Origin of the sequence: Bacillus sp. cl96 (assembly GCF_900100505.1) — a bacterium.
Taxonomy (GTDB): domain Bacteria; phylum Bacillota; class Bacilli; order Bacillales; family Bacillaceae_G; genus Bacillus_A; species Bacillus_A cereus.
Map to the genome: position 1 here is coordinate 224,554 of NZ_FNDM01000007.1, position 11,492 is coordinate 236,045.

Sequence of the window (11,492 nt, forward strand, 5' to 3'; positions counted from 1 at the left end):
TTTTTTACGTCTGATTATTCAATCTATTATGTATGAAAAAAATAGGATATTTGTTCTATATTGAACATACTATCCTATTACCATTTTAGTATAGTTAATACCTCGCTAGTCTTCTACTTTCTCAAATAATAGCGCAATCCCTATCCCGCCTCCAATTCCTAATGTAGCAATTCCATATTTCATAGACTCTCTTTGTGCCTGATAAAACAAACGTGTTACAAGCATAGCACCAGATGCGCCGTACGGATGACCGAGCGCAATTGCTCCACCATTTACATTTACTTTTTCGTACGGAATTTGTAACTCTTTTGCGCAAGCAACAACTTTTGAGGCGAATGCTTCATTTATTTCAAAATAATCGATGTCCTCTACTTTTACATTCATTTCGTTTAATAATTTGTTCACCGCAAATATCGGACCAGTCCCTGGAAGCTTGGGATCCACTCCCACTACAGCACTACGAACGAAACGAAGGACAGGTTTATAACCTAACTTTCGAGCTTGTCCCTCTTCCATTACAAGAACAGCACATGCCCCATCATTTACACCACATGAATTACCTGCCGTCACTGTTCCATTTTGTAAAAATGCGGGCTTTGTTCTTTTAATGATTCGTTCATAATTCATTTCTGGCTTTATAGATTCATCTAATAATCCATTAAAAGAAAATATTTCATCATGTATATATCCTTTTTCTAACGCTTGCAGTGTCCGCTTATAACTAAGACAAGCATACTCGTCTTGCATTTCTCTCGTTATATTATAACGCTCCGCAACATATTCAGCCGCTACTCCCATGTCAGGATCACCAATTGTTTCAGGTGAAAATCGTGCTCTTTTTTGAAAAGGTGACGTACTTGTACTCTCTACTCCCCCGGCGATATAACACTTACCTGCCCCGCCTTGAATGAGATGACACGCAGTTCGAATTGCTTCTAAACCAGCACCACATTGCCGATCAATCGTTACACCAGGAATATGATAGCCAAGTCCCGCCTCTAAAGCAGATAGTCTCGCAACATTCCCTCCTGGCCCAACAACATTACCTAATATGACATCATCTATTTCCCTCTCAATCCCTTTACTTAAAAACGTAAGAAGCGGCGTTGTTAATTGCTGAACTTCATACTCTTTTAACATCCCATTCTTCTTACCAATAGGTGTTCTTTTCGCCTCTACAATGACTGCTCTATTCATATATTTTCTCCCGGTTTTCAATCATACTTTTTGCTTCCATACGAGCGATTTTCCCACTATTTGTATAAGGTATTCCATCTACAAAATGCCATTCTTTCGGTATTTTAAAAGAGGATAATCTCTGTAAGCAAAAACTCTTTAATTGTTGTTTCGTAGCACTTCCTTTTACGATCGCGACGGGCTTTTCACCCCAGTAACTATCTTTCACACCAATTACAACTATTTCATCGACAGCTGGGTGTTCATGTAATACACTTTCTATTTCTTCTGGATAAATATTGATTCCTCCAAATAAAATCATATTCTTCTCTCTACCAACAATATATATAAAGCCTTCTTCATCTTCATAGCCTACATCTCGCACTGTCATCCAACCTTCTGCATTCAACTCCCGTGTTAAAACCCCATCTATTATGTATCCCATAAAAAACTGATCACTTTTCACATAAACAGTTCCTATTTCACCTTTTTGTACTTCTTCGCCTGCTCCATTACATATTCGAACTTGCACATTATGACAAGGTTTTCCTACTGAATTTGGCCTTCTTTCGCTTTCTGCATCGACTAGTGCTGTTACAAAACTTAACTCTGATGCACCATAAAATTCATATCTTTTCGCATAAGGAAATATATTCTTTATTTTTTCTTTCGCTTCAGCTTCCCATTTCGCTCCTGATGAAATAATTTTCATTTTATTTTCTATTAATCTATTTTCTTTATATAAAGATTCAAGCATTGTCGGAACTGTATACATAACCGATATATTTTCAGTTTCTAACTTATCTAATACTTGATTCGGAATGAACTTTCTCATAATGTGCACTGTGTGTCCTACATATAATGCACTTATTGCCCCGTATAAGAAAAGAGAATGAACGAGCGTCCCAGCTATTAAAATTGAATCCTCCCTTTTCATATGAAAGTCATGTACATTACAATCAAAACTATGAACCCACGATTGCTGTGCACGTAAAAATGCTTTTGCTGTTCCTGTTGATCCTGATGTAAATCCCATATAAAAAGGAGCATGTTGTACACTTTCTACAGTGGAATATGTAGGAAGATATTTCTCTATCATTCTTTTCCACTCATCAATTTCAATTACTCTTCCTTCTTCATCCAATAGATCATTCACCTTATATCGTTCTGTCACAATCATATCCGGATTACTAATTTCAATTCTTTCTCTGAGCTCATCTTGTTTCCACTTTATATCTAACGGAACACAAACCCACCCGGCCATAGCGGCACCAGAAAATAGTTGTAAAAACTCTATACGATTTTCTAATAGGATTGCTATCGTTTTATTCTTCGATTTTTTTTCATTTAACCAGCTTGCTACTTTACAAACTGATTCAAACCACTCTTTATATGTTAAAACTCTATCATTTTCCTTTATCGCTATTTTATTTGGTTGTAAAGAGGCATGCTTTTTATATTCTTTTGTAATCCCCATATGAGACGTCCTTTCTTTACAATAATAATAAAAAGAAACACGCAATTAACGTGTTTCTTCCCTTTATCATCCCGCATTTGTATATTTTCCATTCTTTAAAGCGGGCGTAATAATATGTTTCAATGAACGATGTAATTTTGTTACGAGAACTGCCGCAATAATTGCTTTTATACAATCCCCTGGTAAAAACACAGCACTCACTTTCATTGTCTCCCATACAGAAACATCCATTAAGAACGCTTGTACAGTAATACCAAATACATAAACTACGAAAATACCACCAATTATATTAATACATAATACTTTTATAATAGAAACTTCACGTAAACGCTCAATTAAATAACCAATAACAAACGCCCCAATGATGTAACCAAGTAAATATCCTGCACTTGGTCCAACAAATACACCAAGGCCACCGCGTCCACCAGCAAGCAATGGTGCTCCAACTCCTACAATAAGTAAGAAAATAAGCTGACTTAACGCACCTAGACGTGATCCTAACAACCCACCCGCAAGCATAACACCGAGTGATTGCAATGTAATTGGAACTGGTGTAATAGAAAGAGCAATCGGAGGTATTAACCCTAACACTCCCATAATAGAACTAAATAAAGCGACAAAAACTAAGTTTTTTGTATTCATATTTGCTTCTCCTATTTGTAAACTTAAAATTTATTTTAGATAACATATTACAAAAATTATATTATCTTTCCACCCCTCTTTTGTCAACCATTAATGTATTAGAGTTTACAAATAGAAGTTCACTTATTTCTCTCTATGCAAATGCTCCAGTTCTTTCCGAAGCGCCTGTTTTAAAAACTTCCCAACAGATGTTTTCGGTATTTCTTCCATAAAGACAATATCGTCTGGCAACCACCACTTCGCAAACTGTGGTTTTAAAAACTCATATATTTCTTCTTTTGTAACCGTACTATTTTTCTTTTGAACAACGCAGGCAATTGGTCGCTCTTGCCACTGAGGGTGAGGAACTGCAACGACAGCCGCTTCAAATATAGCATCATGTGCCATTAAAGCATTTTCAAGATCGACCGAAGAAATCCATTCTCCCCCGCTTTTAATAACATCCTTCGTACGGTCAACAATTTTCACGCAACCTTCCTCATCCACTGTGACAACATCACCAGTATATAACCATCCATCGCGAAAACCTTCGACAGTACGATCATCGTTATAATAGCTTTCAGCGATCCAAGGTGCTCGTAAACATAGTTCTCCCATCTCCGTACCGTCCCACTTCACTTCACCATTTGTACCGACTACTTTCATCTCTACACCAGGGACAAGATACCCTTGTTTGGAGCGAATTTCTAGTTGCTCTTCATACGATAATTCCGTTTCATAACTTTTTAAACGTGCAAGTGTTACGAGTGGACTCGTTTCAGTCATACCATATGCATGTATGAACGGAACATTATGTTTCTGTTCAAATGCTTTAATAACACTTTTCGGCGCCGCTGCACCTCCGCATAGTATTCTCGTCATACTAGATAAATCGTAACTATTATTTTCTAACTCTTGTAATACACCAAGCCAAATTGTCGGCACACCGGCAGCTAACGTCACTTTTTCAGATTGGATCATTTCTAATAAAATTTTTGGCGTAAACATCGGTCCTGGAAGAACTTGTTTTGACCCAAACCAAGTAGCAGCGAAAGGAAGTCCCCAAGCGTTCACATGGAACATCGGTACAATCGCCATTGCAGCATCACTTTCCGATAAAGCAGCTGTATCCGCTAAACCGAGTGCCATGCAATGCAGTACAGTACTACGATGCGTATATACAACACCTTTTGGATTTCCTGTAGTCGCTGACGTATAACACATACCAGCAGGTGTATTTTCATCAATATCTTTTACAAATTGGAAAGTTGGATCGCCTTCTTCTAATAGCTTTTCATAATGATATACAGGCTTCAGCGTAGTATTTGGGAGTTCATCTTTATCAGTCATAATAATGTAAGCTTGTACAGTTGATAATTGTGATTGAATATTTTCAACGAGTGGTACGAGATCTTCATCAATAAGTAAAATTCGATCTTCTGCATGCTGAATAATGTATGAAATATGTTGAGGAGATAAACGAATATTAATTGTGTGTAAAACGGAAGCAATACCAGGAATAGCAAAATACGCTTCCACATGCCGATGATGGTTCCATGCTAACGTTCCTACACGTTCACCTTCTTTAATTCCAAGCTTTTTCAACGCACTGGAAAGTCTTCTCGTTCTTTCCCCTAACTGCTTATACGTTAACGTTGTAACTGTATCATGTGTCCGTGAAACAATTTCTTTCTTCGAAAACAGTTTCTCTGCTCTTTCCATCATAGAACTAATTGTTAGCGGTACATTCATCATCATATTGGTTATGTCCCCCTTTAAAACGTTTTCATTTTTCGTTTATTATAGCAGACTTCTACAAATGATTACGACATTTTTCTGTATTTTCTGAATTATTTCTTTGGAAATAATTCAGAACGATAAAAAACATGTTTTGAATACATTGATTCGAAACATGTTTTTTATTTTTTATAAACTATCTACCTTTTTCCTTACTTTCTTTTTCAGTTTAAAAATAAAACGATTACTGTATTCCTTATTTTCTACTAAAATCCGATACGTCTCTAACACTCCTAACACACGTACAAAAAGATAAACTCCGATAGCAATAAGTACAACACAGTACGGATAATACTGCACTAATTCTCCTGAAGTGATATGCTTTTCCTCAAACAAAAACGGTATTGCGCCTGCGGCAATAAAACAAAATCCAACAATCACCACTGCGGCATACTTCTTCTTAATAATCGCATATCTGTTGGTCAATTCTTTTAGAAAGTTTTGATCAAATAGTAGTTCTTCCTTTTTCAATACATTGTATCGACTCTCTTCTATCGTTACAGGTGCCATCATTGCTCCGATCCCAAGCACTGCAATGATAATGACAAGAAATGTAGACATTGTTGCATTTTCTTTAAATAATAAGTACGGTATTGTAGATAAAATAAGCAAGCTAAATCCTAATGCAATATATTTAGAAATTTTTTGTCCATACACTATATACCCTTCTGCCATTTCCTTACTTACATAATAACCATTTTCCTTTTCGTTACTTTGCTCAGCAGTTTCTTTTAATAAATAGTCAAGTGATACTTCAAATACATTTCCAATCATTATTAACTTTTCAGTTTCAGGAAAACCTTGACCGTTTTCCCATTTACTAACCGCTTGCCTTGTTGTGTTTAATTTCTCGGCTAATGCTTCTTGAGAAAGACCCTTTTCTTTTCTTAATTTAAAAAGCTTCTCACCAAATCCCATATGTGTGTCCCCCTTCGTTTTCTTAACTAAATTGTATGTAAACATTGCTCTTACCTCTATCTTCCTGCGGTTGCACTTTGTCAACTTACGGTTGCGATTGTGTTATATAGCGGTTTTGTATACGATTTAGCTATTTTCCTTCTAAAAATATGGTGTTAATAAACCTCGACCTCTCAATAACCAATTATAACAATTAAAGGTAATTATTGTTATAAAAATAAAAACTCCCTTATTCATTTAAAGGAGTTTTTAATATGAAATATTTCATTTATCCATATATCCTTCTCTAGATATACAATATCTTTTTGTATCGCGATTCTTACCTTTAATAAACATATCCTTCTGAATTGTATATTTGTACTCCATATTCAAACGTTTCATTAATTTTTCAGATGCTTCATTTTCTGAATCACATCCCGCTTCAATACTATTAAGATGCAACTCATGAAAACCATAGTAGAAAAAAGCTAATGCAGCCTCCGTGGCTAATCCTCTTCCCCAATATTTTCGAGATAAGGCGTATGCAATTTCTGCTGTATGTGTGACCAAATCATATTTTATAAATCCACACGTGCCTATAAATTTTTTCTCCTCTTTTAATACAATTCCAAGAGGTGCTACTTGCCCTTCATTATATTGTCCCACAATTTCTTCTACATAGTTATATGTGTCACATAACGATCGATGAGCATCCCATACAGTAAAAGTTGTCATCTCTTTATCTGTAGCATACTCATATATATGTAAACTATCACTCATATTCATTTTCCTTAACATAAGTCGTTTCGTATACAACGTTGGATATGACCATTTCTCAATGATCATAACGGCTTCTGCTTAAACTTTTCATAATGTCGTACTTTTAATAGAAGGATATTCCCGCAATCTGTACAAATATAAGCATCCACCGGTGAAGATGTGAACATCGTTTCCTTTTTCCGTATTTGTGCATATCCGACAAACTCACCTTCTCCTATGTTTTGAGAACCACAATTAGAGCATGTCTGCACGGTTTTTTGTTTCATGAGAGCACCACCTTTAATCTGTTTCCACTCCCTTCGACAGCTCACTTCCATTTCCCTTCCAAAAAACCTCTTATTCTCTCACATTTCAACAGGAATCTCAAAACAAAAATCGTATATGTACTATGAAATATATTTATTAACGGAGGAATTTTATGACTACTGTTATGACACTCGATATAGCAACAGAAATTGAAAATGCAGAAATTGATATGCTCTCTTCTAGATTAGAGAGACTACAAACAATAAGCGGAAACCCAATGCAAGTGCAAATAAAAAAATTCGGTAGCGCCACTGCCTTTTCATCAAAAATAATTGCTGGTCCAGCTTTTAATACGGTAAAAGGTATTACAAATGCAGATGCGATTGATGCAATCATTTCTTATTATGAATCACTACAAATCCCTTGTCGTTTTGAAATTACCCCAGCACAAGGTACAACTGAATTATTTCAATACTTATCTCAAAAAGGGTTTTATCAATCTAGCTTCCATACTGCTTTGTATAGTATACCGAGAGAGGGTTCATCACTTCTTCCTTCTAATATTACAATACGAAAACTACAAGAAAATGAGTTTGATATTTTTGCAGACATTTATGTACGTGGATTTAATATGCCATCCTTTACAAAAGATAGCGTGCGCCAAAATAATGAAATTCTTTACAATGAACCAGGGTGGCATTTTTTCATAGCTGAAGTTCAAAATATCCCTGCTGGTATTGGTGTTCTGTATATAAATAAGGGTGTCGCATCATTAGCTGCTTCTGCTACTTTGCCAGAATTTCAGCGTAAAGGCTGTCATACTGCATTAATTCAAAAACGAATTAAGACAGCTATTGAATCCAATTGTACTTTAATAGTTGGACAAGCAAGGTTCGGTAGCGGCAGTCAAAATAACATGGAACGTGCTCACATGAAAATCGCTTATACAAAATCAATATGGACCGCAAAAGACATATTATAATTTACTTTATTTCTCCTTCCGTTACATTTTTAAACATTTTATGACAATTCCTTTTCTATCCTATTAATCATTTGAATATTCAAACTAGATTTGTTACGCTATTACTAGATACATCATTCAACTTGCAATATGAAAAGAGAATTCTAATCAAACTACAAGGAGGAGAAATGTATGACTAAACATGATCATGGTTTAAAAGAAAAAGTAGAAGGTGCCATTGATAAGGTGAAAGGTGAAGTAAAAGAAGTTGTTGGGAAAGTAACTGACAATAAGAAATTACAAGCTGAAGGAAAATGGGATAAGGTGAAAGGCACTGCTAAAGATACAGTTGGTAATGTGAAAGAAAAAGTACATGAATATAAGGAACATAAGAAAGAAAAATAAAAAAGAGCCCATCGGCTCTTTTTTTATTTCCCTTCATTTTTCTCTAACACGTATAAATCTTCTTCCATATTCGTTAATTTCTCACTTACAAGCTTTCTTGCATCTCCAATTGCTTGATTGTATGCAAATGGTCCAACTAATTTAATCATTTCTTCTATTAAACGCTCTGCTTGGAAACGCCCAATTTCATCTAGATCTTCTTCCATGAAAAATTGCTGAATTTGCGCTACAAGCTCTTCTTTTTTATCATTTGGTATTTTTATATTGATCATCGTTGTTACTCCTCTATATTTAAGATAATATCTTCCTTAACTCTACCATAGAAAAACGATTACCAGGACAGCTTTTTGTAACTCCTTCTAACTCCCTATGACCTAGTATATTTTCTTTCTTTATAGCAAATTGCTTCATAAACATTTTGCATAAAGAATATAATGCATTCACTTGCGGGGGAGTGGGATCGTATTTATCGAAATTTCCCGTCATACATATTCCAATTGTATGACGGTTATGGTCTTTCGCGTGCGCTCCAATATGTAAACCTCGCCCTTCCACTACAGTTCCATCCTTTTCGATAAAATAGTTGTAACCAATTCCGCTCCACCCCCTTACAGTTTGATGAAATTCATGCGTTTTATACACGTCCCATCCATCTTCAGCTGTATGGTGAATAATCAGTTTGTTTACTTTTTCTAAAGGAACTAATTCATCTTGAAATGTTAGATTGACACGTTTAATTTCCATTTGAACTGCCTCCTCTTAAAAATCAATCATTATAATCGTTTTATCATCTGGCCTTATTCTCTTTTCCGCTTCTAGCTCTTCAATAATTGCTATATATTCGTTTATACTATTCTTTCTTATATATGCAACAGTTTGTTCTAATGACCAATCTGGGTGAAATAAACCGTCTGAACAAATAAAAATCCCACTCACTTCATCTGTATGTAATTCACCATGTTGTAAATAATGTATCGCTTCTTTCATTCCATTTGCAACTGAATAACCATTTGGCATATTTGCAAGATAACGATTGTATTTTAACTGTTCTCGAACATCTTGAAAAACATATTCTTCTGGTACAGATAACCCTTTTTTACGATCTTCTTCCCTCTTCTTTTTTGCTCTTTTACTAATTCCTTCAACTGTGTCTTTCGTTAATACTTGCATCGTTCCATTTTGAAAAGTTGCGACAATCATACAGTCCCCAAGCTGCGCATATTCAATTTTCTCACCGACTATTTGGACTGCCGCGATACATGTGCACCACAAATGCTCTTTTTTTCTCGTGTCTACTTCATATTCTAACATTTTGCTTTGCAATACTTCATTTGCTTTGGCAACTGCAAATTGTAAACTATGATTCTCTCGTAATGCAGTAAAATAACTTGCAAATAAATGCGAAGCGATGTATGCTCCATTATGTCCCTTTTCATCACGAAACGGGACAAGTGGTGTTGCACCGTCACATACACCATAAATCTTTTTTTCTTTATTACAAAAATAAGAATCCTCACATTCTTGCTTCAACGGGCTTTTCTGTTGATATGTTTTTATCTTCACAACTGTATCCCCTTTCAAATGATAAAATACTCAAATTCTTTTGATTAATCTAATTTACCTAAATAAACTGTTTTTACCCAAAACTTTCAATATCATATATAATCTTGAAATAATATGAATTTTTCAGTGAAGGACGGGAAAGAAATGGTCAGATTCCTTGGTGTTATTATCGGTTCTATTATTATTGCGGTTGCCTTTAATCTTTTCCTTATCCCCCACAAAATTTTAAGTAGTGGAATTGGCGGAATTGCTATTATTTTAGGGATTGTAACCCCTGTAAACACAGGCATTATTAACTTTGTATTAAACTTACCTATCCTTATTTTAGGGTACATAGGTCTTGGAAAAAAAGTAATTTTTAACACAGTTGTCTCTGTAGTTGTATTATCTGTTGCATTATACTACGTTCCAGTAAAAGTCGTAGCAACAGATCCATTGTTATCTTCTATCTTCGGAGGTGTAATCGCCGGAGCTGGTATTGGTCTTGTTTTTAACTGTAATGGATCCACTGGTGGATTTGATATTATCGGTATGCTTTTATCCCGCAAGCGAGACATTAAACTTGGCGGATTCCTTATTATTTTAAATGCAGTCGTTGTAATAATCGCAGGATTCTTCTTCACCTGGGATGTTGCACTTACAAGCTTACTTTCAATTTATGTAACTGGTAAAGTAATTGATGCTGTTCATACAAAACATCGTAAAGTTACACTTATGATTGTAACAAATGAAGCAGAAAAAATGAAAAAACAACTTCTTTCAACTGTTGTACGTGGAATAACGTTACTTGATGGCGAAGGTGCTTATTCAAGCGAGAAAAAGCGTGTACTTATGACCGTCGTTTCTCGTGAAGAATTAGCAAGTATGAAACTAACAATTTCTGAAATCGACCCGAATGCATTCGTTAATATTACAGAAACTGTAGAAGTGTTAGGACTTTTCAGAAGAAGTTAAAGACTAGGTGGGAATCCACCTAGTCTTTATTTTGCATAAATTCAATTCGGTTTCCAAATGGATCTGACACGTAAAATCGAATTACATCTGGCCGTGCATAATCATCAATCACTTTAACACCTTGCTCTATAAGTGTTTGCTTAAATTCATTAATTTCATTCACATAAAAAGCTGGATGAGCCTTTTTAGCTGGTGTAAAGTTCCGCTCGACACCAATATGGATTTCTTGATTTCCGCATTTAAACCAACATCCACCTCGTTTTTTCAACTCTTCTGGCTTTGGAATTTCTTCCATACCAATCGTATTCCCATAAAAATCACGCGCCTCTTCTTCACACCCTACAGGTGCAGCTACTTGCACGTGATCAATCCCTTGAATATAATTTTTCATTTTCTCTCCCCCTCCTCTACCCTAATGTTATACGGAAAACAACCGTCTGTAACTTACAAAAGGTTTATAAAACAATATAAGCTCCCCTTATTACCATCCTGCATTCACCTTGCAAAAAATAAAAAAACAAAATTTATTCTATAACTTCCATTTTTTATAGAAATACACATTACATCTATATTATAGTTATGAATAGACAAATCTTTTTAGATGCTATTTGTACG

At 35.3% G+C, this 11,492-nt stretch carries 14 protein-coding genes; 3 read left to right on the forward strand and 11 right to left on the reverse strand.

Annotation, left to right across the window (positions count from 1 at the left end):
• Window positions 1–105: 105 nt before the first annotated feature.
• The 7 genes from BLT20_RS17460 to BLT20_RS17490 form a co-directional block, all read right to left on the reverse strand.
• Entirely contained in the window at window positions 106–1,197 is a 1,092-nt protein-coding gene (locus BLT20_RS17460; protein WP_001078003.1) for an acetyl-CoA C-acyltransferase, read from the reverse strand.
• Window positions 1,190–2,653 carry an acyl-CoA synthetase gene (locus BLT20_RS17465; protein ID WP_000513155.1) on the reverse strand — a complete coding sequence of 488 codons (1,464 nt, stop codon included), beginning with the start codon at window positions 2,651–2,653 and terminating at the stop codon, window positions 1,190–1,192. Before BLT20_RS17465 ends, BLT20_RS17460 begins: the two co-directional genes overlap by 8 nt.
• A 66-nt stretch (window positions 2,654–2,719) precedes the next feature.
• A complete protein-coding gene (locus tag BLT20_RS17470) occupies window positions 2,720–3,295 on the reverse strand; it encodes a biotin transporter BioY (protein ID WP_001093334.1) in 576 nt (191 codons plus the stop codon).
• 123 nt (window positions 3,296–3,418) lie between these two features.
• Window positions 3,419–5,032 (reverse strand): long-chain fatty acid--CoA ligase, encoded by a 1,614-nt coding sequence (locus BLT20_RS17475; protein ID WP_000980206.1) that lies wholly within the window; start codon window positions 5,030–5,032, stop codon window positions 3,419–3,421.
• 168 nt (window positions 5,033–5,200) lie between these two features.
• Window positions 5,201–5,989: a helix-turn-helix domain-containing protein gene (locus BLT20_RS17480; protein WP_000505606.1), complete on the reverse strand. Its 789-nt coding sequence runs from the start codon at window positions 5,987–5,989 to the stop codon at window positions 5,201–5,203.
• Between the two features lie 264 nt (window positions 5,990–6,253).
• Window positions 6,254–6,814 (reverse strand): GNAT family N-acetyltransferase, encoded by a 561-nt coding sequence (locus tag BLT20_RS17485; RefSeq protein WP_000582842.1) that lies wholly within the window; start codon window positions 6,812–6,814, stop codon window positions 6,254–6,256.
• Window positions 6,811–7,014 (reverse strand): hypothetical protein, encoded by a 204-nt coding sequence (locus BLT20_RS17490; RefSeq protein ID WP_000810948.1) that lies wholly within the window; start codon window positions 7,012–7,014, stop codon window positions 6,811–6,813. Before BLT20_RS17490 ends, BLT20_RS17485 begins: the two co-directional genes overlap by 4 nt.
• A 152-nt stretch (window positions 7,015–7,166) precedes the next feature.
• Between BLT20_RS17490 and BLT20_RS17495 the strand changes: the two genes are divergently transcribed.
• Both BLT20_RS17495 and BLT20_RS17500 read left to right on the forward strand, forming a co-directional pair.
• Window positions 7,167–7,976 (forward strand): GNAT family N-acetyltransferase, encoded by an 810-nt coding sequence (locus BLT20_RS17495; protein ID WP_000214339.1) that lies wholly within the window; start codon window positions 7,167–7,169, stop codon window positions 7,974–7,976.
• A 171-nt stretch (window positions 7,977–8,147) separates the two neighbouring features.
• Window positions 8,148–8,360 (forward strand): CsbD family protein, encoded by a 213-nt coding sequence (locus BLT20_RS17500; RefSeq protein ID WP_000160410.1) that lies wholly within the window; start codon window positions 8,148–8,150, stop codon window positions 8,358–8,360.
• A gap of 23 nt (window positions 8,361–8,383) precedes the next feature.
• Here the strand turns inward: BLT20_RS17500 and BLT20_RS17505 are convergent, their stop codons facing one another.
• Genes BLT20_RS17505 through BLT20_RS17515 form a run of 3 tightly spaced genes read right to left on the reverse strand, consistent with a single transcriptional unit; the run spans window position 8,384 to window position 9,941 of the window.
• Window positions 8,384–8,632, reverse strand: a complete 249-nt coding sequence (locus BLT20_RS17505) for a DUF2164 domain-containing protein (RefSeq protein ID WP_000608207.1) — start codon at window positions 8,630–8,632, stop codon at window positions 8,384–8,386.
• A 19-nt stretch (window positions 8,633–8,651) separates the two neighbouring features.
• The gene (locus tag BLT20_RS17510) at window positions 8,652–9,104 is read right to left on the reverse strand and encodes a peptidoglycan recognition protein family protein (protein WP_000404002.1); all 453 of its coding nucleotides are present in this window, start codon (window positions 9,102–9,104) and stop codon (window positions 8,652–8,654) included.
• Between the two features lie 15 nt (window positions 9,105–9,119).
• Window positions 9,120–9,941: a protein phosphatase 2C domain-containing protein gene (locus BLT20_RS17515; protein ID WP_002026192.1), complete on the reverse strand. Its 822-nt coding sequence runs from the start codon at window positions 9,939–9,941 to the stop codon at window positions 9,120–9,122.
• Window positions 9,942–10,067: 126 nt separating this feature from the next.
• Between BLT20_RS17515 and BLT20_RS17520 the strand changes: the two genes are divergently transcribed.
• Window positions 10,068–10,877 (forward strand): YitT family protein, encoded by an 810-nt coding sequence (locus BLT20_RS17520; RefSeq protein ID WP_000251344.1) that lies wholly within the window; start codon window positions 10,068–10,070, stop codon window positions 10,875–10,877.
• Window positions 10,878–10,896: 19 nt separating this feature from the next.
• Here BLT20_RS17520 and BLT20_RS17525 read toward each other — a convergent pair whose 3' ends face one another.
• On the reverse strand, window positions 10,897–11,268 hold the full coding sequence (locus tag BLT20_RS17525; RefSeq protein ID WP_000800772.1) for a VOC family protein: 372 nt from the start codon (window positions 11,266–11,268) through the stop codon (window positions 10,897–10,899).
• Window positions 11,269–11,492: the final 224 nt, after the last annotated feature.